The 22,507-nt window shown below is 68.4% G+C and carries 22 protein-coding genes; 14 read left to right on the forward strand and 8 right to left on the reverse strand.

Translation table 11 applies throughout. The features are described 5' to 3' along the window. Window positions 1-36 precede the first annotated feature (36 nt). Entirely contained in the window at window positions 37-1,272 is a 1,236-nt protein-coding gene (locus Q344_RS0111195; RefSeq protein WP_028286777.1) for a branched-chain amino acid ABC transporter substrate-binding protein, read from the reverse strand. Between the two features lie 150 nt (window positions 1,273-1,422). Here Q344_RS0111195 and Q344_RS0111200 point away from each other — a divergent pair, with 150 nt between their 5' ends. The 9 genes from Q344_RS0111200 to Q344_RS0111240 all read left to right on the forward strand — a co-directional run bounded on the left by Q344_RS0111200 (window position 1,423) and on the right by Q344_RS0111240 (window position 9,445). Further along, entirely contained in the window at window positions 1,423-2,619 is a 1,197-nt protein-coding gene (locus Q344_RS0111200; protein WP_028286778.1) for an acyl-CoA dehydrogenase family protein, read from the forward strand. Window positions 2,620-2,631: 12 nt separating this feature from the next. After that, the gene (locus Q344_RS0111205; RefSeq protein ID WP_028286779.1) at window positions 2,632-3,753 is read left to right on the forward strand and encodes an acyl-CoA dehydrogenase family protein; all 1,122 of its coding nucleotides are present in this window, start codon (window positions 2,632-2,634) and stop codon (window positions 3,751-3,753) included. A gap of 32 nt (window positions 3,754-3,785) precedes the next feature. Next, the gene (locus tag Q344_RS0111210; protein ID WP_028286780.1) at window positions 3,786-4,613 is read left to right on the forward strand and encodes an SDR family oxidoreductase; all 828 of its coding nucleotides are present in this window, start codon (window positions 3,786-3,788) and stop codon (window positions 4,611-4,613) included. A gap of 18 nt (window positions 4,614-4,631) precedes the next feature. Further along, window positions 4,632-5,093: a MaoC family dehydratase gene (locus Q344_RS0111215; RefSeq protein WP_028286781.1), complete on the forward strand. Its 462-nt coding sequence runs from the start codon at window positions 4,632-4,634 to the stop codon at window positions 5,091-5,093. Then, complete coding sequence (locus tag Q344_RS0111220; RefSeq protein ID WP_028286782.1) at window positions 5,090-6,016, forward strand: SDR family NAD(P)-dependent oxidoreductase; 927 nt, start codon at window positions 5,090-5,092, stop codon at window positions 6,014-6,016. The genes Q344_RS0111215 and Q344_RS0111220 overlap by 4 nt, the downstream gene beginning before the upstream one ends. A 17-nt stretch (window positions 6,017-6,033) precedes the next feature. Further along, the gene (locus Q344_RS0111225; protein WP_028286783.1) at window positions 6,034-7,236 is read left to right on the forward strand and encodes an acetyl-CoA C-acyltransferase; all 1,203 of its coding nucleotides are present in this window, start codon (window positions 6,034-6,036) and stop codon (window positions 7,234-7,236) included. Between the two features lie 66 nt (window positions 7,237-7,302). After that, the gene (locus tag Q344_RS0111230; protein ID WP_028286784.1) at window positions 7,303-7,971 is read left to right on the forward strand and encodes a histidine phosphatase family protein; all 669 of its coding nucleotides are present in this window, start codon (window positions 7,303-7,305) and stop codon (window positions 7,969-7,971) included. A 12-nt stretch (window positions 7,972-7,983) separates the two neighbouring features. Beyond that, complete coding sequence (locus tag Q344_RS0111235) at window positions 7,984-9,018, forward strand: phosphotransferase family protein (RefSeq protein WP_229669213.1); 1,035 nt, start codon at window positions 7,984-7,986, stop codon at window positions 9,016-9,018. Window positions 9,019-9,031: 13 nt separating this feature from the next. After that, on the forward strand, window positions 9,032-9,445 hold the full coding sequence (locus Q344_RS0111240) for a PaaI family thioesterase (RefSeq protein WP_028286786.1): 414 nt from the start codon (window positions 9,032-9,034) through the stop codon (window positions 9,443-9,445). Here Q344_RS0111240 and Q344_RS23795 read toward each other — a convergent pair. Both Q344_RS23795 and Q344_RS23800 read right to left on the reverse strand, forming a co-directional pair. After that, the gene (locus Q344_RS23795; protein ID WP_051630580.1) at window positions 9,430-10,116 is read right to left on the reverse strand and encodes a class I SAM-dependent methyltransferase; all 687 of its coding nucleotides are present in this window, start codon (window positions 10,114-10,116) and stop codon (window positions 9,430-9,432) included. The two genes, Q344_RS0111240 and Q344_RS23795, sit on opposite strands and share 16 nt — an antisense overlap. Before the next feature lie 6 nt (window positions 10,117-10,122). Further along, on the reverse strand, window positions 10,123-12,111 hold the full coding sequence (locus tag Q344_RS23800; RefSeq protein ID WP_084178389.1) for a lytic transglycosylase domain-containing protein: 1,989 nt from the start codon (window positions 12,109-12,111) through the stop codon (window positions 10,123-10,125). 118 nt (window positions 12,112-12,229) lie between these two features. Between Q344_RS23800 and dapA the strand changes: the two genes are divergently transcribed. Continuing rightward, entirely contained in the window at window positions 12,230-13,105 is an 876-nt protein-coding gene (dapA, locus tag Q344_RS0111255; protein WP_028286787.1) for a 4-hydroxy-tetrahydrodipicolinate synthase, read from the forward strand. Between the two features lie 268 nt (window positions 13,106-13,373). Here the strand turns inward: dapA and Q344_RS0111260 are convergent, their stop codons facing one another. Together Q344_RS0111260 and sseA are read right to left on the reverse strand one after the other, a co-directional pair. Further along, on the reverse strand, window positions 13,374-14,558 hold the full coding sequence (locus Q344_RS0111260) for an amino acid aminotransferase (RefSeq protein WP_028286788.1): 1,185 nt from the start codon (window positions 14,556-14,558) through the stop codon (window positions 13,374-13,376). After that, window positions 14,558-15,415 (reverse strand): 3-mercaptopyruvate sulfurtransferase, encoded by an 858-nt coding sequence (sseA, locus tag Q344_RS0111265; protein ID WP_028286789.1) that lies wholly within the window; start codon window positions 15,413-15,415, stop codon window positions 14,558-14,560. The genes Q344_RS0111260 and sseA overlap by 1 nt, the downstream gene beginning before the upstream one ends. Before the next feature lie 135 nt (window positions 15,416-15,550). On the opposite strand from sseA, the gene Q344_RS0111270 reads away from it, so the two are divergent. From Q344_RS0111270 to Q344_RS0111285, 4 genes are all read left to right on the forward strand, one after another. Further along, a complete protein-coding gene (locus tag Q344_RS0111270; RefSeq protein WP_028286790.1) occupies window positions 15,551-16,948 on the forward strand; it encodes a dihydrolipoyl dehydrogenase in 1,398 nt (465 codons plus the stop codon). A 73-nt stretch (window positions 16,949-17,021) separates the two neighbouring features. Further along, window positions 17,022-17,864, forward strand: a complete 843-nt coding sequence (locus Q344_RS0111275) for a methylated-DNA--[protein]-cysteine S-methyltransferase (protein WP_028286791.1) — start codon at window positions 17,022-17,024, stop codon at window positions 17,862-17,864. A gap of 114 nt (window positions 17,865-17,978) precedes the next feature. After that, window positions 17,979-18,620 (forward strand): YiaD family glycine zipper/OmpA-like lipoprotein, encoded by a 642-nt coding sequence (locus tag Q344_RS0111280; RefSeq protein WP_028286792.1) that lies wholly within the window; start codon window positions 17,979-17,981, stop codon window positions 18,618-18,620. A gap of 100 nt (window positions 18,621-18,720) precedes the next feature. Then, window positions 18,721-19,131: an NUDIX hydrolase gene (locus tag Q344_RS0111285; protein ID WP_028286793.1), complete on the forward strand. Its 411-nt coding sequence runs from the start codon at window positions 18,721-18,723 to the stop codon at window positions 19,129-19,131. Window positions 19,132-19,309: 178 nt separating this feature from the next. On the opposite strand, the gene Q344_RS0111290 is transcribed toward Q344_RS0111285, so the two are convergent. The 3 genes from Q344_RS0111290 to Q344_RS0111300 all read right to left on the reverse strand — a co-directional run bounded on the left by Q344_RS0111290 (window position 19,310) and on the right by Q344_RS0111300 (window position 22,504). Next, window positions 19,310-20,143 (reverse strand): alpha/beta fold hydrolase, encoded by an 834-nt coding sequence (locus Q344_RS0111290; RefSeq protein WP_028286794.1) that lies wholly within the window; start codon window positions 20,141-20,143, stop codon window positions 19,310-19,312. A 105-nt stretch (window positions 20,144-20,248) separates the two neighbouring features. Further along, window positions 20,249-21,313, reverse strand: coding sequence for an acyl-CoA dehydrogenase family protein (locus Q344_RS0111295; protein WP_028286795.1), 1,065 nt, complete (start codon window positions 21,311-21,313; stop codon window positions 20,249-20,251). A 3-nt stretch (window positions 21,314-21,316) separates the two neighbouring features. Then, window positions 21,317-22,504 carry an acyl-CoA dehydrogenase family protein gene (locus tag Q344_RS0111300; RefSeq protein WP_028286796.1) on the reverse strand — a complete coding sequence of 396 codons (1,188 nt, stop codon included), beginning with the start codon at window positions 22,502-22,504 and terminating at the stop codon, window positions 21,317-21,319. Between the last annotated feature and the right edge of the window lie 3 nt (window positions 22,505-22,507).

The following is a 22,507-nucleotide window of genomic DNA, read 5'->3' on the forward strand; positions in this document are numbered from 1 at the left end:
GGCGCCCCGATCAGAGCGATGTCGGCGCCGCCTGGATTACTCCGGGCGCTCCATTTCGCAGGTCGTGGGCTCTTCGGCCGCCGAGGCGTCGATGGTGCCGTTGTCCACGAGCACCCAGCCGAGGTCGATGTTGTCGACACCGTACTTCACGTCCTTCGAAACGGTCGAGATGTACAGGTTCTGCTGGGCCTGGTGATCCTCGGCCCGCATCGTGACGGGGCCGTAGGCGCCCTCGACGGTCAGACCTTCGAGCGCCTTGGCGACCTCGATCGGTTCGTTGGACCCGGCCTTCTCGGCCGCGGCCTTCAGCATCTCGGCCGCCACGAAGGCACGGTGGTAGTAGTAGTCGTAATCGGGGAAGCGCTGCTTGTATTCCTCGATCAGGGCGTATTGCTCATCCGACGCTTCCTGGTTGGTGACGCCTTCGGACACCTGGTAGAGGGTGTCGATGGAGCCTTCGCCCAGGGCCGCGACCGCACCCAGCGACCCGCCGTAGAAGGTCAGGAACGGGATGGTCAGGCCGGAATCGGCGGCGGCCTTCACCAGCAGGGTCATGTCCTGGCCCCAGTTGCCGGTGATCACGGCGTCCGCTTCGGACTGGATGATCTTCTGGATGTAGGGGGTGAAGTCCTTCACCTTCGCCAGCGGGTGCAGCTCGTTGCCGACGATCTCGATCGAGCTGTCCTTCTCGCCCAGCTGCTTCTCGGCCGCGGCGGCCACGGCTTCGCCGAAGACGTAGTCCTGACCGATCAGATAGACCTTCTGGATGTCGTCGCGCGCGGTGATCCAGTCGGTGATCGCGTTCATCTTCATGTCCGCATGCGCGTCGAAGCGGAAGTGCCAGAACGAGCAGGCCTCGTTGGTGAAGGCCGGCGTCACGGCGGCGTAGTTCATGAACAGAACTTCTTCACCCGGGTTCCGTGCGTTGTGCTTGTTCACCGCATCGATGATCGCGGCGGCCACGGACGAGCCGTTGCCCTGGAAGATGTAGCGGGCGCCCGAGTCGATCGCCTTCTGCAGCTGGACCAGCGATTCCTTGGGCGAGACCTTGTTGTCGTAGCCCGTCAGCTCGACCTGCTCGCCGTTGATGCCGCCCTCGTTGTTGATGTGCTCGAACGCCAGCTTGTACGAGGTGAAGGCCGCATCGCCCGAGGGGCCCATCGGACCGGACAGCGGATCGATGAAGGCGATCTTCATCTCGGCATAGGCAGAGCCCGCCATCGCCATGAACGAAACGGAAGCCGCGAGAGCGGCGCGCGTGAACTTTGTCATTTATTTCCTCCCGAAATAGAAAAGCCCAACCTGATCAGGCTTTCCTTGCCGACGATCAAAAGGTCTGCTAGCCCCGTTGTCAAGCGACTAGCAAAATTAAATTCTGCATTGCAGAAGTGGACCTTTGCCGCTTGTCTTGGGAGGAGTGAAATGAGCCGTTTCAGCACGGAACCGGACCTGTTCCGGCAGGAGATTGCAAGTTACATTTCCGACAATTGTTCCGCCGAATTGCGCGGGATTCCCGCAGGCCGGCGCGAGGTCTGCTGGGGCGGCAAGCGGTTCAGGTTCTCGTCCGATGCGCAGCGCGACTGGATGAATGCCGCGGCGGCCGTCGGGCTGACGGCCCCGCGCTGGCCCGAGGCCTACGGCGGGGCGGGTCTGAGCCGCGAGCAGGAGAAGATCTTCCGCGAGGAGATGCGGAAGGCCAAGGCGCCCTCGCCACTCGAATCGTTCGGGCTCTGGATGCTCGGGCCGGCGCTGCTGGCCTTCGGCACCGAGGAACAGAAGACGCATTTCCTGCCGCAGATCACCCGTGGCGAGATCCGCTGGTGCCAGGGCTATTCCGAACCGGGGGCCGGGTCGGACCTCGCCTCCGTCCAGACGCGGGCCGAGGACAAGGGCGATCACTGGCTGGTCAACGGCTCGAAGATCTGGACCTCCTACGCCAACCATGCCGACTGGATCTTCGCGCTGGTGAGGACCGATCGCGAGGCGCCCAAGCACAAGGGCATCTCGTTCATGCTGATCGACATGGAGAGCGAGGGCGTCTCGACCAAGCCGATCAAGCTGATCTCGGGCATGTCGCCCTTCTGCGAGACCTTCTTCGACAACGTGAAGGTGCCCAAGAGCTACGGCGAGGGGATCTCCTCGATCGTGGGCGAGCAGAACCGGGGCTGGGACGTGGCCAAGCACCTGCTGACCCACGAGCGCACCATGATCGGCGGCGGCGGCGGTGGCGGCATCCTGGGCGGGCGGTCCCTAGGCGACTTCCTGAACTCGCTCGAGGACGGCGTGATGGACGATCCGGTGATCCGGTCCGAGGCGATGGAGCTCGAGATCGACAGCCTCGCCATGGCGATGACGATGGAGCGCTATGGCGACATGGCGAAGGCCGGGGGCGTCGGGAACGCCTCGGCCATGCTCAAGTACTACGGGACCGAGCTGAACAAGCGCCGGTATGAGCTGCTGATGTCGGCGGGCGGCGCCTATGCGACCGAGTGGGACGGGCCCTTCGGCTCCACCGCGCCGGAATGGCTGCGCACCAAGGCCAACTCGATCGAGGGCGGCACGTCGGAGGTGATGCTCGACATCATCTCGAAACGTGTCCTCGAACTGCCCTCGAAGTAAGGAGCCCGCGCGATGACGACCTTGATGCTGACCGAAGACGAAACCATGCTGCGCGACGCCGCCCGGGGCTTCCTGGACGGGGCCGCACCGGTGAGGAACCTGCGCGAGAACCGCGACCAGGGGCGGGCCTTCGATACGGGTCTCTGGAAGGAGATGGCGCAGATGGGCTGGGCCGGGGTGCTGGTGTCCGAGGACAACGGCGGCTCCGACATGGGCCACCGCGCGGCCGGGATCCTTGCCGAGGAGATGGGCCAGACGCTGGTCGCCTCGCCGTTCATCTCGTCGGCGGTGATCGCGGCGACGGCGCTGCGCAACGCCGCCTCGGACCGGCTGGCCGGGATCGCGGACGGCTCGCTGCTTTATGCGCTGGCGGTGGATGAAGGGGCCAAGCACGGTCCCGCGAAGACCGCCATGAGCGCCGAGAAGAGCGGCAACGCCTTCCGCCTCTCCGGCCGGAAGACCTTTGTCGCCGACGGCGCCTCGGCCGACCGCGTGCTGGTGCTGGCCCGGACCGCGGGCAGCGCCGGTGAGACCGAGGGGCTGACGCTCTTCGACCTCGACGCCTCCCGCGCCGGGATCAGCCGGAGCGCAAAGAACACCGTCGACAGCCGGGACTTCGCGCAGATCGACTTCGACGGCGTGGAGGCCACCGGAGACGACGTGGTGGGCGAGGTCGACGGGGGCCATGCCGCCATCGCGCGTGCGCTCAACGCAGGCCAGGCCGCGCTTTCGGCCGAGCTCACCGGCCTTTCCGCCGGGGCCTTCGCGATGACGGCGGGCTACCTCAAGGAACGCCGCCAGTTCGACCGGATCATCGGCACCTTCCAGGCGCTCCAGCACCGTGCCGCACATATGTGGAGCGAGATCGAAGTGACTGCCTCCGCCATCGCCAATGCCGGTAGGGTCCTCGACGAAAAGCCCGACGAGTCGGAGCTTGCCGTGTCCATCGCCAAGGCCCGCGCCACCAAGACCGCGAAGCTCGTGGTCAGCGAGGGCGTCCAGATGCACGGCGGCATCGGCATGACCGACGAATTCGACATGGGCTTCTACATGAAGCGCGCCCGCGTGGGTGCGGAATGGCTGGGCGACTACGGCTACCATGCCGCGCGGGTCGCCCGCGCCCGGGGGTTCTGAGGAGGATCCTCGACAGGGGGGAGGAGACCCGCATGACACCCGACAAGCTTTTCGACCTGACCGGCAAGACGGCCCTGATCACCGGGGCCGCCACCGGCATCGGCTACATGGCGGCCGAGGGCCTCATGGGTGCGGGCTGCAACGTGATGATCGCCTCGCGCAAGCAGCACGCCTGCGAGGGCGCGGCGAAGGAGCTGAATTCCCTCGGCCTGCGCGGCAAGGCGGAGGGGTTCGCGGGGGACGTCGGCTCCGAAGAGGGCATCAACGCCCTCGTCGAAGAGGTGAAGAGCCGCACCGACAGGCTCAACATCCTGATGAACAACGCCGGCAAGACCTGGGGCGCGCCCTTCGAGGAATTCCCCTACGAGGCCTGGTCCCGCGTCTTCGACGTGAACGTGACGGCCATGTTCGTGCTGACCCAGAAGCTGATCCCCCTGCTGAAAGCCGCCGCCACGCCGGAGGATCCGGCGCGGGTCATCAACACCGGCTCGATCGGTGGTATCCTTCCGGGCGGAGGACAGGCCTATTCCTACGGTGTCTCCAAGGCCGCCGTGCATTTCATGACCGAGACGCTGAGCGCCAAGTTCGCGCCGCAGCACATCACGGTGAACGCCATCGCGCCGGGGCCCTTCATGTCGAAGATGATGGCCTTCGCCATCGGCACCGAGGAGCAGCGCGAGGAGGCCGGCAAGCGGATCCCGCTCGGCCGCGTCGGAGAGGCCGAGGACATCCAGGGCGCGGTGCTCTACCTCGCCTCGCGGGCCGGGGCCTATGTCTCGGGCCACACGATCCCGATCGCGGGCGGAATGAACGCCGCGCCGCGCACGAGCTCCGCCTCGGCCATGGCGGCGCAGGACTGAAGAGAGAGAAGGACAGCGATGAACAGGGAAGAGCTGAAGGGCAAGGTCGGCGAGGTCGTCGGCACCTCCAAGTGGTTCGTGATCGACCAGGCGCGGATCGATCGGTTCGCGGACGTGACCGAGGACTGGCAGTACATCCACGTCGACCCGGAGAAGGCCAAGGCATCGCCCTTCGGCACCACCATCGCGCATGGCTTCCTGACGCTCTCGATGCTCTCGGCCATGGTCTATGACGGCGGGCCCGAGGTGGACGGCGTCGTGATGGGCGTGAACTACGGCTTCGACAAGGTGCGCTTCGTCTCGCCGGTGAAGGAGGGCGCCCGGGTGCGCGCCGTCTTCACCATGATGGACGTGACCGACAAGGGCCCGAACGAGATCCAGACGACGATGGGCGTCTCGGTCGAGATCGAGGGACAGGAGAAACCCGCGCTGGTGGCCGAATGGCTGGGCCGGCGCTACTTCGCGGAGGCCGCGGCATGAGCATTTCGTTCGAGGGCCGCGTGGCCATCGTCACCGGCGCCGGCGTCGGACTGGGCCGGAGCCACGCGCTCGGGCTGGCGGCGCGCGGCGCGAAGGTTGTGGTGAACGATCTGGGCGTCGCGACGGACGGCACCGGGCAGAGCTCCGAGGCGGCGCGTTCCGTCGTGGCCGAGATCGAGGCCGCGGGCGGCGAGGCGATGGCGCATGGCGCGAACGTCACCGACGCGGCCCAGGTGCAGGACATGGTCGACCAGGCGATCGACAAGTGGGGCAAGGTCGACATCCTCGTCTGCAACGCCGGCATCCTGCGCGACAAGACCTTCTCGAAGATGACGCTCGAGGATTTCGAGCTGGTCGTGAAGGTCCACCTGATGGGCTCCGTCATCCCGACAAAGGCGCTCTGGGAGCACTTCAAGGCCAATGAATACGGCCGGATCGTCTATACGACCTCGGCCTCGGGGCTTTACGGCAACTTCGGCCAGTCGAACTACGGCGCGGCCAAGGCCGGTGTCGTGGGGCTGATGAACGTGCTCACGCAGGAAGGCGCGAAGTACAACATCAAGGCGAACATCCTCGCCCCGACCGCGGCCACCCGGATGACCGAGGGGCTGCTGCCCCAGCAGGTGCTGGAGCTGCTGAAGCCCGAGACGATCACCCCCGGCCTGCTGACGCTCCTGCACGAGGACGCACCCAGCCGGATGATCCTCGGCGCGGGCGGCGGCGTCTTCGCCGAGACCCGCATCTACGAGACGGAAGGCGTGGCCTTCGGCGACGACGAGCTCGACGCCGACGCGATCGCCGCCCGGATGGACGAGATCCGCAGCGAGGCCGGCCAGCAGATCATGCCGGGCGCCTTCGCCCAGACCCGAAAATACGCCCAGATGGCCGCGAAGAAGCGCGGCATCGAGCTTCCCGAGAAATAATAGAGAGGAGTTACCCCATGCGTGACGCAGTCATCGTATCCACGGCACGGACCCCGATCGGCAAGGCCTTTCGCGGTGCGTTCAACAACACCCAGGCGCAGGAGCTGATCGGCCATGCCGTGAAGAACGCCGTGTCCCGGGCCGGTCTGGAAGGCGGCGAGGTGCAGGATTGCGTCATCGGCGCAGCGCTCCAGCAAGGCTCCACCGGCGGCAACATCGGCCGCCAGGCGGCGATCCGCGCGGGCCTGCCGACCAACGTCGCGGGCATGTCGATGGACCGCCAGTGCGCCTCCGGCATGATGGCGATCGCCACGGCCGCCAAGCAGGTCGTGCATGACGGCATGCAGATCGCCGTCGGCGGCGGCGTCGAGTCGATCTCGCTCGTCCAGAACCAGAACATGCGGACCGACCGGGCGCGTGATCCCTGGATCCAGGAACACATCCCCTCGCTCTACATGTCGATGCTCGAAACCGCCGAGATCGTCGCCGACCGCTACGGCGTGTCGCGCGAGGCGCAGGACGAATACTCCGCCCGCTCCCAGGCCCGCACCGCGGCCGCGCAGCAGGCCGGCAAGTTCGATGACGAGATCGTGCCGCTGACCACCACCATGGGCGTGATGGACAAGGAGACGAAAGAGGTCTCCTTCAAGGAAGTGACGCTCGAGAAGGACGAGGGCAACCGCCCCGGCACCACCGTCGAGAACCTCCAGAGCCTCCAGCCGGTCTTCAAGGACGGCCAGCAGGTCAAGGAAGGCAAGTTCATCACCGCCGGCAACGCCTCGCAGCTGTCGGACGGCGCCTCCGCGTCGGTCATCATGGAAGCGAAGGAGGCCGAGAAGCGCGGCCTCCAGCCGCTCGGCCGCTACATGGGCGTCATGGCCGCGGGCCTCGACCCCGACGAGATGGGCATCGGCCCGATCTACGCGGTGCCGAAGCTGCTGGAAGCGCACGGGCTCAAGATGGACGACATCGGCCTGTGGGAGCTGAACGAGGCCTTCGCCTGCCAGGTGCTCTACTCGGCCCAGAAGCTCGGCATCCCCGAGGACATCCTGAACGTGAACGGCGGCGCGATCTCGATCGGCCACCCCTACGGCATGTCGGGTGCCCGGATGGTCGGCCACGCGCTGATCGAGGGCAAGCGCCGCGGCGCCAAGTACGTCGTCTGCACCATGTGCGTGGGCGGCGGCATGGGCGCGGCCGGCCTCTTCGAAGTGCTCTGAGCCAGCGTTAGACACGACATCGGCCCGCCGCCCCCCGGGGTGGCGGGCCTTTCACGAAGGAATTCCATGCCCGTTCTCTACGTTGTCCGCCACGGCCAGGCCTCGTTCGGGGCCGACGATTACGACGTCCTCTCGCCCACGGGGCACACACAGGCCGAAGCCGTCGGCCGCGCGCTGGCCGCCCAGGGCGTCAAACCCGACGCCTGGATCATGGGCGACATGCGCCGCCACCGCGAGACGATGGAGGGCATCCTGAAGGGGATGGGCGTCGAGGGCGTCACCCCCGAGATCCACGCGGGCCTGAACGAATACGATTTCGGCGCGCTCCTGTCGGCCAAGCTGAAGGCCGCCGGGCAGGACGAAAAGCCCCCGCTCGACCGGCGCAACTATTTCCGGACGCTCAAGGACGTGGTGCAGGAATGGCACCGGGACGAGATCCCGGACCCCTACGAGACCTACGGCGCCTTCCGCGACCGGGTGGAGGATGCCCGCCGCGTCTGCATGCGCGAGGGGGTCGAGACGGTGCTCGCCGTCTCGTCCGGCGGGGCCATCGGGCAGATGATCGCCCGCGCGCTGGACGCACCGCCGATCACGCAGGTGAAATTGCAGCTACAGATGAAGAATTGCGCCGTGAACCGTTTCGTTTATTCCGCGCGCAACATGTATCTTCACGGGTTCAACGAGACCCCGCATATCGACGCCTCGAACGAGGCCGACATGCTGACCTATTCCTGAGGGAGGAAAAGAATGGCCAGCCCCAACATGGATCCGACCAAGCTCGATCTCGAGGCCGTGGAGGCCTATCTCGAGCGCCACATCGACGGCTTCGAGGGCCCGCTGACGGCCGAGAAGTTCGCCAACGGCCAGTCGAACCCGACGTTCAAGCTGATCACGCCGAAGCGGAATTACGTCCTGCGCCGCAAGCCGCCGGGGCAGCTTCTGAAATCGGCGCACGCCGTCGACCGCGAGTTCCGGGTGCAATCCGCGCTCTGGGAGACGGACGTGCCCGTCGCGAAGATGCACGTGCTCTGCGAGGACGACGACGTCATCGGCTCGATGTTCTACGTGATGGAGGCGGTCGAGGGCCGCAACATCAACCTGCCCACGCAGGACGAGATCCCCTTCGAGCAGCGCCGCCAGATCAACGAGGAGATGGCCCGCGTGCTGGCCCGGATCCACGCGGTGGACCTCGAGGCCGTCGGACTCTCGGACTACGGGCCCGAGGGCAATTACTACGAGCGCCAGATCGGCCGCTGGACCAAGCAGTACCGCGCTTCCGAAACCGAGAACATCCCGGCGATGGAAGAGCTGATGGCCTGGCTCAACGACAACATCCCGGCCGATGACGGGCTGCGCACGCTGGCGCACGGCGATTACCGGATCGACAACATGCTCTTCCACCCGACCGAGCCGCGCTGCGTCGCCGTTCTGGACTGGGAGCTCTCGACCACCGGCCATCCCTATGCGGACGTCGCCGCCGTGGTGATGCAATGGAACATGCCGCAGGAAAGCCGCGGCCTCGAAGGCGTCGACCGCAAGGCGCAGGGCGTGATGGAAGACCAGGAATTCATCGACGCCTATTGCCGGAACGCCGGAATCTCGGAAATCCCCGACTTCGGCTTCTACCTCGCCTTCACCTGCTTCCGCATGGCGGGCATCCTGCAGGGGATCCGCAAGCGGCTGATCGACGGCACCGCCTCCAACCCGGAACGGGCCGCCACCGTCGCCGCCGGCGTGCCGCGCTTCGCGGAATTCGGCCTGGACGCCGCCCGCTCGGTCTGAAGGAAGGAAAGACATGAAGGACGTTTCGCTCGACCCCGCACTGGTCGAGGACCCCTACCCGTTCCAGGCGCATCTCGGCTTCTACCTCGTCGACTGGCGTGAGGATTACGCCCGCTTCGAACTGCCGATCCGCGAATTCCTCGGCAACCGCTACGGCATCCTGCACGGCGGCGTTCACGCGCTGATGTGCGACACGGTGATGGGCTTCGCGGGCTGCTATACCGGCGATCCCGAGAACCGGAAGCTCGGCATGACGCTGTCGCTGAACGTGAACTACCTCGGCCAGCTCAAGGGCGAGACGCTGATCGCCGAAGGCCGCCGCACCGGCGGCGGGCGCAAGAGCTTCTTCGGCGAGGCGAAGATCACCGACGAGCTCGGCAACCTCGCCGCGACGGGCACCGGCGTCTTCCGCTACCGCGGGAGCTGAGGCGGCACCGCGGGCCAGTCCATGACCCGCACCCGCCACGGCGGCTGCGAGGGCGCGTCGCCGACGTCGCGCACCTCGTAGGCCGCGCGCTCGGTCAGCCCCGCCTTCGGCAGGCAATGCCGGCCGATGTCGCCGACCAGCACCTCGGCTCCGCGCGCCTTCGCGGCGTTCAGAAGCGCGGCCGAGGCCTGCGCGACCTCCGGGTCGTAGAACACGTCCCCCGCCAGCAGAAGCTCCACCGCGTCCAGACCGGCAAGGTCGATGGCCGCCGCGACCTCGACCTCGACCCCGTTCGCCGCCGCATTGGCGCGGCAGGCCGCGCGCGCCATCGGGTCGGGATCGACGCAGACCGCCCGGCGCGCACCGTGCCGCATCGCCTCCACCGCCAGCAGGCCGGACCCGGCGCCGAGGTCGACGACGACCCGCCCCTGCACAGTCTCGGGATGGGCGCGGATGTAATGGATCAGCCCCGCCCCGCCGGGCCAGAGCCAGGCCCAGAACGGTGCAAGGTCCTCGGCCGTCGTGCCCAGCTTCTCGGCCAGGCGAGAGACCCGCGCCTCGGGCCGGGCGGCGTGATGCACGAGCCCCGGAAGACCCGGCACCTCGGCCAGCGGAAGATGCGCGCGGATCAGCGCGATCCGCGCCGCGGAATCGTCCTGCGTCAGGTCCATCGCGGCTCAGTCGATCCCGGGTTTCAGCGAGCTGCCCTTCAGCTCTTCGCTGAACGGCACCGGCAGCGGCTCCTTGCCCAGCCGGGCGCGGTAGATCGGCAGGCTCTCGGCCACCCGCATCACGTAGTTCTGCGTCTCGCGGAACGGGATGTGCTCGATCCAGTCGACGGCATCCACCACCTTGCTGCGCGGGTCGCCGAACAGCTCGATCCATTGTGCGGGCCGCCGCGGCCCGGCGTTGTAGCCGGCCGAGACGAGCAGCACGTTGCCGCTGAAATCGTCCGCCAGCCCGGCCAGGTAGGTCGAGCCGAGCCGCGCATTGTAGGTCCAGTCGCTCCACACCCGGTCGGGCGAATGCGCCATCCCCAGCCCGCGGGCCACGTCGCTGGCCGTGCCGGGCATCAGCTGCATCAGCCCGCCCGCGCCGACCTGGCTGGTGACGGCGGGATCGAACTCGCTTTCGCGCCGCGCGATGGCCAGCGCCATCTCCATCGGCACCGGCAGGTCGAGCTCCCGCATCGGGTGCAGCGGGTAGTAGTGGCGCGGCACGACGGTGGCGGTCTGCGCACCGGACTTGCCGATCATCACCTCGAGATGGGTCTCGCCCCGCTCCTCCAGCATCGCGCCGAGCTGTCCGAGCGATCTGCGGTCGAGCCCTTCGGCCAGCTGCATGAGGAACCGTTCGGCCAGCTGGCGGTTGCCCGCCGCCAGTAACAGCATCGCCGCGTCCTTGAGCGGGTTCTCGGCGATCGGCGCGGTGCGCCAGTCGCCGAAATCCTCGGACCCGGTCAGGGTCATGTCGAAGGGCATGCCCGCCTTCTCGGCCGCCAGCAGACCGTAGAAGCTGGTCTGCTGCATGCCGCCCTGGCGATAGGCCTCCTCGGCCTTCTCGGCCTCGCCCGCCTCTTCCAGCGCCCGGCCCAGCCAGTAATACCCCCGCCCGAGCGAGATCGGCGTGTCGACCGCGGTCAGGAAGCGCTCGAAATGCCGCGCGGCCGTGACGGGATCGTCCAGCTTGCGCAACGCGATGTAGCCCGAGAGCCATTCGAGATCGGCGAAATCCGAGCCCTCCCGCAGCTGGTGCTGCGAGGCGAGCCTGTAGGCCCGCTCGGGGTTGCCGCGGCGCATGTCCTCGCGGGCATAGGAGCGGCGGCGGTTCGACCATTCCTCGGCCAGTCCCAGCCCGCCGGGAATCGCGCTGCGCTCGAGCATCAGCTCGCGGGCCTCGTCGTGGCGCCCCTTGCCGACGCGCCAGGCGAAGCGGTCATGCGCCAGGCCCGGGTCCTTCATCTGCTCGGCGCTGAGCGCTTCGAGCCGTTCGTCCACGCCCGCCTCGCCGCGCTGAAGCGCGATCCGCGCCTGCGCCAGCTTCCACTGGTCCGCGGTGACGAGGGATTGCATCCGGTCGGTGTCGTTGCGGAGCTTCTTCCAGACGGTCATGTCCAGCCGCGCCGCATGATGCGGTTTCAGAAGCTCCCCATGCGCCGCGACGAAGGCATCGTGATCGCGTGGCCCCAGCTCCATGCTGCGCCACGCCAGCACCAGCGCGGCCTCGGCCTCGCCGCGTTCGCCCGCCCGGGACAGCGCGGCGGCATGCAGCAGCACGCCGCGGCCGGTCTGCGGCGGCGAATCGTGGAAATAGGCCAGCACGTCGGCATCGCTCGCCCCGGACAGCGCGTGTTCGCCCTGCCGGCGCATGTAGTCGAGCCCCGGCCAGTCCGGGTTGCGCGCGATGAAGTCCTCGATGTCGGTCAGCGTGCCCTCGCCCGAGCGCAGGCGATGCCATTCGATCAGGTCGCGCGCCACCGGCCCGTCGCGCAGCGCAAGCTGCATCGCGCGGGACCAGTCGCCCCGGCCCATGGCGTGAAAGGCGCTCGACAGGGGCCGCGGCGCCACGCGCTGCGCGGCGCCGTCGGTCCCGGCGACCGCGGCACCCGGGACAAATGAGCTTGAGATCACCAAGAAGGCGATCCAGTGACGGAACTTCCCTTGCATTTCACCCGACGACTCTGGATAGACAGCGCCTAGGATAAACCACCGCCCACGGGTCTCAACACACGATTTCGACAGGAACAATTCCTGGGCGGCCTCGAAAACGATAAAGGAGCGTGCCATGTTCAGGGGATCCCTTCCCGCCCTCGTCACGCCGTTCAAGAACGGCGCAGTCGATATGGATACGCTCAAGAAACTCGTCGACTGGCACGTCGAAGAAGGCTCTCACGGGCTCGTGCCGGTCGGGACCACCGGGGAAAGCCCGACGCTCAGCCACCGCGAGCACGAAGAGGTCATCGAGGCCGTGGTCGCATTCTCCGCAGGCCGCCTGCCGGTGATCGCGGGCGCGGGGTCGAACAACACGACCGAAGGGGTCCGGCTGATCCAATACGCCGCCAAGGTCGGCGCCGATGCGGCGCTCGTGGTCACGCCGTATTACAACAAGCCGACGCAGCGCGGGCTCTACGAGCATTTCAAGGCGATGCACGACAGCTGCGAGCTGCCGATCATCATCTACAACATCCCCGGCCGGTCGGTGATCGACATGACCCCGGCGACGATGGGCGAGCTGGCGAAGCTGCCGCGCATCATCGGCGTGAAGGACGCGACCGGCAAGATCGAGCGCGTCTCGATGCAGCGCGCCACCTGCGGGGCGGATTTCGTCCAGCTCTCGGGCGAGGACGCGACCGCGCTCGGCTTCAACGCCCATGGCGGCGTGGGCGCGATCTCGGTCACCGCCAACGTGGCGCCCCGGCTCTGCGCCGAGTTCCAGGAAGCGACGCTCGCCGGCGACTACGCGAAGGCGCTGACCTACCAGGACCGGCTGATGCCGCTGCACGAGGCGATCTTCATCGAGCCCGGCCTCGCCGGCGCCAAGTTCGCCATGTCCGAGCTCGGCCTCTGCTCCGACGAGGTGCGCCTGCCCCTGACCGGGCTCGAGGACAGCACCAAGGAAAAGATCCGCGGCGCCATGCGCCATGCCGGGTTGATGAACTGAGAGGCCGCACGGGGGCTCTGCCCCCGTCGCCCCTTCGGGCCGACTCCCCCGGGATACATTGACCAGAGGAAAGCAGGGGCGGTCCGGAGCGACGCCCCGGCTGAGAAGGCCCGAGCCTTTCCCAAAGCTCGGCCATCGCGTCGCCCGCCCGCGCAGCCCTGTTCACGGCGCATTAAGGTTAACGCGCCCCCACTTTCCTCTGGTCAATGTATCCTCGGGGGGCTGAGCCGCAGGCTCAGGAGGGGGGCAGACAGCCCCCCTTCCGACGTCAGATGCCCGCGTCCACGATCGCCCTGGCGAGCAGCGGCACCGTAGTGCTGTTCAACCCGGCGATGTTCATCCGGCTGTCGCCCACCATGTAGATCCCGTGATCCTTCCGGAGCGTCTCCACCTGCTCCGGCGCGCAGCCGAGGCGCGAGAACATGCCGCGGTGCTGGGCGAGGAAGTGGAAGCGGTCGGAGCCGGAGAGCCTCTGGAGCTCGGACGCCAGCTGCTCGCGCAGGCCCAGCATGTTGAGCCGGACATCCTCGAGCTCGGCCTGCCAATCGGCGCGGAGACCGTCATCCGTGAGGATCGTCGAGACGATCCGCGCTCCGTGGTCCGGCGGGAAGGAATAGTTCTGCCGGTTGAGGAAGGCGAGGTTGCCCTGCGTGGTCCTGCCGAGCCCGCGGTCCTGCGCCACAGCCATCAGCAGGCCCGTGCGCTCGCGGTAGATGCCGAAGTTCTTCGAGCACGACGCCGCGATCAGGCATTCCGGCACGGAGGACGCCACCAGCCGCACCGCGGCCGCGTCCTCGTCCAGACCGTCGCCGAAGCCCTGGTAGGCGATGTCGATCATCGGCAGGGCGCCGGCCTCGGTCAGCCTGGCGACGACGGCCTTCCATTCGGTCAGGTTCAGGTTCGCGCCGGTCGGGTTGTGGCAGCAGCCGTGCAGCAGCACCACGTCGCCCGCCTTGAGCTGGCCGAGGTCTTCCATCATGCCGGCGAAATCGACGCCGCCGGTGCTGCTGTCGAAATAGCGGTAGGAGACGGTCTCGATCCCGAGGTACTTCAGGATCGACAGGTGGTTCGGCCAGGTCGGATCCGAGACGAAGATCCGCGCGCCGGGATTGGCCATCCGGATCAGCTCGAACGCCTGCCGGACCGCGCCGGTGCCGCCGGGGGTCGCCACGGCGGAGACCTGGTCGCGGCTCACCGCGTCGCCCAGCACGAGGCCGATCATCGCGTCGGCGAACATCGGGTCGCCCGCGAGCCCGGTATAGGCCTTGGTCTCCTGCTCTTCCCAGATCCGCTGCTCGGCGGACTTCACCGCGCGCATCACCGGGGTGATCCCCTCGGGGTTCTTGTAGACCCCCACGCCGAGGTCGATCTTGTCCTCGCGCGGGTCGGCCTTGTAGGCCTCCATCAGCGCCAGGATCTTGTCGGCGGGTTGATCTTTCAAGTTCTCGAACATCAGGCCTCTCCGGTCGCGACGGGCAGCGTGGGGAAGGCCCCCCACTCGGTCCAGGACCCGTCATAGAGTGAATGGTCGCGCTTGCCGATCCGTTCCAGGGCAAGCGACAGGAGGGCCGCCGTGATCCCCGAGCCGCAGGTGGTGATCACCGGCTTCTTCAGGTCGACACCGGCGGCTTCGAAGATCGACCGCAGCTCGGCCGGGTCCTTCATCGTGCCGTCCTCGTTCAGCAGCGTCGTGTAGGGCACGTTGCGCGATCCGGGGATGTGCCCGGACCGCAGGCCCTTGCGGGGTTCCTCGACCTCGCCGCGGAAACGGGCGGCGGCGCGGGCGTCGACGATGGCGTAATCGCCGAGCTTCGAGGCGGCAGAGACCTGCGTGACGTCCTTCACCAGCTGGTTCTGCCGGCGCACGGTCATGTGGCGGTCGCGGATCACCGGCTCCATGTCCTCGACCTCGCGCCCCTCGGCCTGCCATTTCGGGAAGCCGCCGTCGAGCACCGCGATGTCCTCCTGCCCCATCAGCCGGAACAGCCACCAGACCCGCGCGGCCGAGAACAGCCCGTGGGTGTCGTAGACCACCACCTGGTGCCCGTCGCCCACGCCCATGGCGCGCAGACGCGACATGAACTTCTCGACGGGGGGCGCCATGTGCGGCAGGTCGGACCGGCCGTCGCTGACGTCGTCGATGTCGAAGAACCGGGCGCCGGGGATATGCGCCTCCTCGTACTCGGCCCGCGCGTCGCGGCCGGTGCCGGGCAGGAAGGTGGTCGCGTCCAGCACCCGCAGGTCCGGATCCTTGAGATGCGCGGCCAGCCAGTCGGTGGAAACAAGCGTCTTCGGATCGTCCTCGGCCATCCTCTTCCCTTTCGATAAGGCGGGTCCTGCCTAGCGCCGCGCCGCCTGAGTGGCAAGTGTCATGGGGGGCTTCGCAGGAACCTGCGCCCCCGGCGCGCGGTTGAGCCGGGGACCGGGAACAGGAGACAGGCGCCCATGGCGAAGGAATGCGACGTGGCGGTGATCGGCGCCGGAACGGCGGGGCTGGCCGCGGAACGCAAGGCGCGCGCCTGCGGCGCCGCCACCGTGCTGATCGACCCGGAGTTCTCGGGCACCACCTGCGCGACGGTCGGCTGCATGCCCTCGAAGCTCCTGATCGCGGCCGCGGGGGTGGCGCATGGCGTCGCCGGGGCCGGGGAATTCGGCATCCGGGCCAGCCACAGCATCGACGGCGCGGCGGTGATGCAACGGGTCCGGCGCTTCCGGGACGAGTTCGCGCAGGGCGTGCGGGACCAGATCGCGGATCTGCCGAACGGCGTGGCGCGGCGCGGGCGCGCCCGCTTCACCGCCCCGGGCGAGCTGGAGCTGGACAATGGCGAGCGGATCCGCGCGAAGGCCGTCGTGCTCGCCACCGGCAGCGCGCCCAGCCTGCCCGGCCCGTTCCGCGATCTCGGGGACCTCGTTCTCACCAACCGCGACGTCTTCGAGCTGGAAGACCTGCCCGAAAGCCTCGGCGTGATCGGCGCGGGCCCCATCGGGTCGGAACTGGCGCAGGCCTTCGCCCGGCTCGGCGTGCGGGTCGAGGTGTTCGACCGCGGCGAGACCCTCGCCGGGCTGCCGCCGGAAAGCAGCGCCCATCTGCGCCGCCTGCTGGAGCGCGAGATGGCGCTCCACCTCGGGGTCGATCCGAAAGTCGAGGCGCTCGGATCCGAGGTGCAGGTCAGCATCGACGGGCACAGCGCGCGGTTCGAGCGTCTGCTCGTCGCCACCGGGCGGCCGCCGCAGCTGGACGGGCTGGACCTGCAGGCGGCGGGGATCCGGGTCGAAAAGGGCGGGATGCCGCATGTCGATCCGCAGACGCTGCAGGTCGGCACCACGGCGGTCTTCCTGGTCGGGGACGCGAACGGCGACCGGCCCCTGCTGCACGAGGCCTCGGACGAGGGCGCCATCGCCGGGCACAACGCCGCGCATTTCCCCGAGCTCTCGATCGCCCGTCGCAAGCTGCCGATGGCGGTCACCTTCACCCGCCCCTCGGCCGCGGTCATCGGCACGATCCCGGACGGGCGCGACGACCTCGTCACCGGCTGCGCCGATTACGCCGACCAGGGCCGCGCCCGGGTCGAGGGGCGCGCGGGCGGGCTGCTGCGGCTGCACGCGCAGAAGGCGACGGGGCGGCTCGTCGGGGCCGACCTCTGCATCCCGGACGGGGAGCATATCGCCCATCTGCTGGCCTGGACCATCTCGCGCGGGACCAGCGTCAGCGATGCGCTGAACCTGCCGTTCTATCACCCGACGACCGAGGAGGGGATCAAGCCCGCCCTCCGCGAGCTCTGTGCGAAGATCGACCGCGTGCCGGCCTGGGACGAGGACGAGGGCAACCCGCCCGGCCACTGAGCAATGCGCAATATCCGGGTCGCCCGGCCCCGCGCCGCCCGTTAGATTGGTGGCGTGAACGGAGGGCCGGACCATGCGCCATGAACAGCTCGAACAGGGGTATCACTACCAGGTCATGCGCCGGGCGCTCGACCTGATCGACGCGGCCGAGGGCACGATCCCGCTCGACGATCTGGCGGCGCAGATGGGCATGTCGCCCGCGCATTTCCAGCGGCTGTTCTCGGCCTGGGTCGGGGTCTCTCCGAAGCGCTACCAGCAGTATCTCGCCCTCGGTCATGCCAAGGCGCTCCTGGCGGAGCGTTTCACCACGCTCGAGACGGCGCATAACGCGGGCCTGACCGGCACCGGGCGGCTGCACGATCTCTTCATCCGGTGGGAGGCGATGAGCCCCGGCGATTTCGCCCGCGCGGGCGAGGGTCTGACGATCCGGTGGGACCACATAGACAGCCCCTTCGGCGAGGCGCTGGTGATGGGCACCGACCGCGGCATCTGCGGCATCGCATTCACCGCCGAGACCGGGCAGGCGGCGGCGATGGCCGACATGACGGCGCGCTGGCCCAGGGCCAGCTTCGTCGAGGCACCGGGCGCGTTGTCGGACTGGGCTCGGGCGGCCTTCGCCCAGGCGGGCGAGACGCGGCTGCACATGCTTGGCGCGCCGTTCCAGATCAAGGTCTGGGAGGCGCTGCTGCAGGTCCCCTCGGGCCATGTCACGACCTATTCCGAGATCGCCGGCGCCATCGGGCGGCCCCGCGCCGTGCGCGCCGTCGGCACCGCCGTGGGGCGCAACCCGGTCAGCTTCCTGATCCCCTGCCACCGCGCGATCCGCAAGAGCGGGGGCCTCGGCGGGTACCATTGGGGCCTGCCCGTGAAGCGCACGATCCTCGCCTGGGAGGCGGCGCGCGAGGACGCCATGTGATCACGCAGATGTGGGCGGAATCCTGCTTACGCCCGTGCGATGCTGCGTTAGGCATGGCGCGTGCTTTGGTATAAGCATCGCCAAACAGAGCAATTCCCACCCGAGGGGCAGACAATGACACTCAAGATTTCCACGAAATTCGCCATGGTGGGCCTCGCCGCCCTGACGCTTGCCGCGTGCGAGAACCCCGATGACGGCTACCGCAACACCCGGCAGGGTGTCGGCGTGGGCGCCCTCGTCGGCGCGGCCACCGGCGCGATCATCGGCGGCGACGCCAAGGGCGCGGCCATCGGCGGCATCGTCGGCGGCTCGGCCGGCGCGCTCTACGGCGGCTACCTCGACAAGCAGGAAGCCGAACTTCGCGGCTCGCTGAACAACGCGCAGATCGTGAACACCGGCGACCGCCTGGTCGTGACGATGCCGCAGGACATCCTGTTCGCCACCGACAGCGCGACGCTGAACCCGGGCCAGACCTCGGACCTCTACACGGTCGCGACCTCGCTGAACAAATACCCGGCGTCGAACGTGCAGGTGATCGGTCACACCGACAACACCGGCGCCGCGGCCTACAACCAGAGCCTTTCGGAGCGCCGGGCCCAGTCCGTGGCCTACACGCTGGTTTCGGGCGGCGTGTCCCAGCAGCGGATCACCTCGATCGGCCGTGGCGAGGATCAGCCCCGCGCGACCAACCAGACCGCCGATGGCCGCGCGCAGAACCGCCGCGTGGAAATCGTCATCATCCCGACGCAGCGCTGATCGCGCCAGCGACGGAAACACACTGGACGGAGCCGGCACCCCCGGCTCCGTTTCGCGTTTCCGGCTTCCCCCTCCCGCCGCAGCGCGCTACCGATCGGGCATGAGACAGATGCCCCGCCTTGCCGCGCTGGCCGTCGTCCTGCGGGGCGATGAGGTCCTGCTCGTCCGCCGCAGGAACGAACCCGATGCGGGCCTCTGGGGCTTTCCCGGCGGTCATGTCGAACCCGGCGAGACCGTGGGCGCCGCCGCCGCCCGGGAACTGCTCGAGGAGACCGGGGTCGAGGCCCTTCCCCGCGGCACCATCGACACGCTCGACATCATCCTGCGCGAGGACGGCGTGCTCAGGCATCACTTCCTGCTGGTCGCGGTGCGCTGCGATTATGCCGCCGGGACGCCGCGCGGCGCCGACGACGTGCACGAGGCCGCATGGGTGCCGGTGGCGGAGGTCATGGCCCGCGCCCGCCCGCTCAGCGAGGACGTGGACACGATCGTCGCGAAGGCGCGGGCCTAGCCGGCGCTGCGGACCGCCCCGCGCTCCGTGGAGAGCCGCATCCGGAGGTCGGCAAGCGCCATCATCCCGGTCATGCGCCCGGTTTTGCCGGTCAGGGGCTCCCCGCCGGTCGCACCCGTCCGCGATGTCTGCCTTCATGATACGGGATCTGCCCCGGTGGCAGTGCCGTGACCCGGCGTCACTGGTCGGTATGGGCGGCGACGATCTCGACCAGAGAGGGCAGCACCTCGTCCGGCAGCTCATGGCCCAGACCCGGGATCGACAGGAACCGCGCCACCGCGATCCCTTCGGCCAGCGCCCGGCCGTTGTCGGGCGGCAGCACCGGGTCGGCGGCGCCGTGGATGACCAGCACCGGCTGGCGGATCGCGCGGAAACGCCCGGTCCAGTCGCCGCGCAGCCCGATGGTCGCGTGGTTGAACATCGAGGGCAGATGCGGCGAGCGGGCCATCACCGCGCGGATCCGGGCGCGGGCGCCCGCGGCGTCGAATGTGGTGCCGGCGCTGAGGCGGTCGATGGTGAAGAGAAATTCCTCGACCGCCGCGCCGTCGGTCCAGTCGAGCCGGCCGAGCTGTCCGAAATGGTCCAGCAGCTCGGGCCGGATGTGCGGCAGCGGTTCGCCCTCCCAGCCCAGCGGCTCCGAGGCGAGGAGCGTCAGGCTCGCGACCCGCTCGGGCGCCACCAGCGCCACCATCTGCGCGAGGTAGCCGCCCAGCGACATGCCGACGATATGCGCCGATGCGATCCCGTAGCCGTCGAGCACGGCGAGCAGGTCGTCGGCCATGTCCTCCCCGTCATAGGCGCCGCGGCCGAGCGGCACGCAGGTCGACAGCCCGGTGTCGCGGTGGTCGTAGCGGATCACGTGGCGCGCGCGATGCGACAGCGTCTCGCAGAACGTGGCGGGCCAGCCCAGCATCGAGGCGGTCGCGCCCATGACCAGCACGACCGCGGGATCGGCAGGGTCGCCGAAGGCTTCGGTCGCGATTTCAATGCCCTGTGACTGGACTATTTTCATGCTGGTCCCGGGATGTGACGGTACTGCGTGGCATGGCGCTGACGCCACGGCAAGAAAAAACCCCGCGCCGGGGCGCGGGGTCACGTCTTTCCGCCGATCGTCGGTTCAGGCGGCGGAGGCCACCTTGGCCAGCTGGTAGTCGGTGTCGCCCAGCTGCGCGTCGATCATGATGATCCGCTTGGCGTAATGCGAGCCGGGGTATTCCCAGGTCATCGCGATGCCGCCGTGCATCTGGATCGCCTCTTCGGCGACCAGCCGTCCGGCGCGGCCGATGAGGTTCTTCGCCATGGCGCAGAACTTCGTCGCATCCTCGCCGTTCAGCTCGGAGGCCGCCTTGATGACGATCGAGCGCGACTGCTCGATCTCGGTCAGCATGTCCACCGCGCGGTGCTGCAGCGCCTGGAACGAGCCGATGGCACGGCCGAACTGCTTGCGCTGCTTGAGGTAGTCGACGGTCATCGCGTGGAGCACTTCCATCGCGCCGACAGCTTCCGAGCAGAGCGCCACGATCCCCGCGTTCACCGCGTCCTGGATCGCCGCTTCGGCATCCGCCAGCACCAGCTCGGCGGGCGTCCCGTCGAGCAGCACCTCGGCCGCGCCGCCGCCGTCCATCATGCCGTAGCCGGTGACGTCGGCATCGGCCGCCTTCACGCTGAGCACCGCGAGCTTGCCGTCGAGCTTGGCCGCGACGAGGATCACCTCGGCCGCCTGCCCGCCGTAGACCGCGCTCTTGCGGCCCGTCACGGTGTAGCCGTCGCCCGACTTCTGCGCCTCGGTCTTGATGAAGCTCAGGTCATAGGGCGCCTCGATCTCGCCCAGCCCCACGGCGTATCTCACGGCACCCGAGAGCAGCGCCTCCTGGTCCGCATCGGTGTGCGACAGGATCCGCGAGGCCAGCAGCGCGCCCAGCACGGGCTCGGGGCAGATCACGCGGCCCATGGCCTCGAACACCACGGAGATGTCGAAGCCGGAGCCGCCGAAGCCGCCCTTGTCCTCCGACGCCAGCGCGAAGAGCGCGCCGAGCTCCGCGATCCCGTCCCAGAGGGCCGGGTCGTGGTAGGGCTCCGCATAGGCCACCTTGGTGCGGTGCTCCACGGGGTACTTGTCAGCCAGGAAACGGTTCAGGCTGTCCGACAGCATCTGCCGGTCTTCGGTCAGGTCAAAGTCCATAAATCAGAGCTCCAGCACGGCTTTCGACAGGATGTTCCGCTGGATCTCGTTGGACCCGCCGAAAATCGAGGTCTTGCGGTTGTTGAAGTAGCGCGCGGCATTGTTCGCCTCGCTCGCCGGGGCGAGCGCGAGGTTGCCGTCGGTGATATGGCCCGGGAAGGGCGCGGCCGACGGGCCGAGGGCGCGACGGGCGAGGTCCTTGAGCTCCTGGTTGATCACCGTGCCCTTGATCTTGAGGATCGAGGTCTCGGCCCCCGGGGCCCCCTGTTTCTGCGCCTTGAAGAGCATCCGCAGGTTGGTGATCTTCATCGCCTCGAGGTCGACCTCGACCTGCGCGATGCGGGCGGCGAAGAGCGGGTCCTCGATCAGCGGCTTGCCCGAACGCATGGTCTTGCGCGCCAGGGCCTTGACCTCTTCCAGCGACTGCATCGACGCGCCCACCCCGGCGATGCCGGTGCGTTCGTGGGTCAGCAGGTACTTGGCGATGGTCCAGCCCTGGTTCTCCTTGCCGACGAGGTTCTCGACCGGGACGCGCACGTCGGTGAAGAACACCTCGTTCACCTCGTGACCGCCCTCGATCAGCTTGATCGGGCGCATCTCGATCCCGGGGGTCTTCAGGTCCACCAGGATGAACGAGATGCCTTCCTGCTGCTTCACGTCCGGATCGGTCCGGCAGAGGCAGAAGATCCAGTCGGCGTGCTGGCCCAGCGTGGTCCAGGTCTTCTGGCCGTTGATCACGTAGTGATCGCCGTCACGCACCGCGCGGGTCTTGAGCGAGGCAAGGTCGGAACCCGCGCCCGGCTCGGAATAGCCCTGGCACCACCAGTCGTCGCCGTTCAGGATGCGCGGCAGATAGTAATCCTTCTGCTCCTGCGTCCCGAACTTCTGCAGCACCGGGCCCAGCATGTTCAGGCCGAAGGGCACGATCCGCGGGGCATAGGCGCGGCAGCTTTCCTCGTCGAAGATGTGCCGCTGCACCGGGGTCCAGCCCGGCCCGCCGTATTCCTCGGGCCAGGTCGAGGCGAGCCAGCCCTTCTCGTTCAGGATCGCGTGGTAGCGCTCCATGTGCTCCTTGGTCAGCTCACCGCCGTTCTTCACGGCGTCCGAGATTTCCTTGGGCAGGTTCTCCCTGAAGAAGTCGCGCACTTCCTGGCGGAAGGCGTTTTCCTCGTCGGTAAAGGTCAGATCCATGGC

This window comes from Pseudooceanicola nanhaiensis DSM 18065 (genome assembly GCF_000688295.1).
GTDB lineage: Bacteria > Pseudomonadota > Alphaproteobacteria > Rhodobacterales > Rhodobacteraceae > Pseudooceanicola > Pseudooceanicola nanhaiensis.

Bases quoted from the DNA above. Each gene is read 5' to 3' on its own strand.
- Q344_RS0111195 (WP_028286777.1), bottom strand. From the start codon at position 1,272: ATGACAAAGTTCACGCGCGCCGCTCTCGCGGCTTCCGTTTCGTTCATG.
- Q344_RS0111200 (WP_028286778.1), top strand. From the start codon at position 1,423: ATGAGCCGTTTCAGCACGGAACCGGACCTGTTCCGGCAGGAGATTGCA.
- Q344_RS0111205 (WP_028286779.1), top strand. From the start codon at position 2,632: ATGACGACCTTGATGCTGACCGAAGACGAAACCATGCTGCGCGACGCC.
- Q344_RS0111210 (WP_028286780.1), top strand. From the start codon at position 3,786: ATGACACCCGACAAGCTTTTCGACCTGACCGGCAAGACGGCCCTGATC.
- Q344_RS0111215 (WP_028286781.1), top strand. From the start codon at position 4,632: ATGAACAGGGAAGAGCTGAAGGGCAAGGTCGGCGAGGTCGTCGGCACC.
- Q344_RS0111220 (WP_028286782.1), top strand. From the start codon at position 5,090: ATGAGCATTTCGTTCGAGGGCCGCGTGGCCATCGTCACCGGCGCCGGC.
- Q344_RS0111225 (WP_028286783.1), top strand. From the start codon at position 6,034: ATGCGTGACGCAGTCATCGTATCCACGGCACGGACCCCGATCGGCAAG.
- Q344_RS0111230 (WP_028286784.1), top strand. From the start codon at position 7,303: ATGCCCGTTCTCTACGTTGTCCGCCACGGCCAGGCCTCGTTCGGGGCC.
- Q344_RS0111235 (WP_229669213.1), top strand. From the start codon at position 7,984: ATGGCCAGCCCCAACATGGATCCGACCAAGCTCGATCTCGAGGCCGTG.
- Q344_RS0111240 (WP_028286786.1), top strand. From the start codon at position 9,032: ATGAAGGACGTTTCGCTCGACCCCGCACTGGTCGAGGACCCCTACCCG.
- Q344_RS23795 (WP_051630580.1), bottom strand. From the start codon at position 10,116: ATGGACCTGACGCAGGACGATTCCGCGGCGCGGATCGCGCTGATCCGC.
- Q344_RS23800 (WP_084178389.1), bottom strand. From the start codon at position 12,111: ATGCAAGGGAAGTTCCGTCACTGGATCGCCTTCTTGGTGATCTCAAGC.
- dapA (WP_028286787.1), top strand. From the start codon at position 12,230: ATGTTCAGGGGATCCCTTCCCGCCCTCGTCACGCCGTTCAAGAACGGC.
- Q344_RS0111260 (WP_028286788.1), bottom strand. From the start codon at position 14,558: ATGTTCGAGAACTTGAAAGATCAACCCGCCGACAAGATCCTGGCGCTG.
- sseA (WP_028286789.1), bottom strand. From the start codon at position 15,415: ATGGCCGAGGACGATCCGAAGACGCTTGTTTCCACCGACTGGCTGGCC.
- Q344_RS0111270 (WP_028286790.1), top strand. From the start codon at position 15,551: ATGGCGAAGGAATGCGACGTGGCGGTGATCGGCGCCGGAACGGCGGGG.
- Q344_RS0111275 (WP_028286791.1), top strand. From the start codon at position 17,022: ATGCGCCATGAACAGCTCGAACAGGGGTATCACTACCAGGTCATGCGC.
- Q344_RS0111280 (WP_028286792.1), top strand. From the start codon at position 17,979: ATGACACTCAAGATTTCCACGAAATTCGCCATGGTGGGCCTCGCCGCC.
- Q344_RS0111285 (WP_028286793.1), top strand. From the start codon at position 18,721: ATGAGACAGATGCCCCGCCTTGCCGCGCTGGCCGTCGTCCTGCGGGGC.
- Q344_RS0111290 (WP_028286794.1), bottom strand. From the start codon at position 20,143: ATGAAAATAGTCCAGTCACAGGGCATTGAAATCGCGACCGAAGCCTTC.
- Q344_RS0111295 (WP_028286795.1), bottom strand. From the start codon at position 21,313: ATGGACTTTGACCTGACCGAAGACCGGCAGATGCTGTCGGACAGCCTG.
- Q344_RS0111300 (WP_028286796.1), bottom strand. From the start codon at position 22,504: ATGGATCTGACCTTTACCGACGAGGAAAACGCCTTCCGCCAGGAAGTG.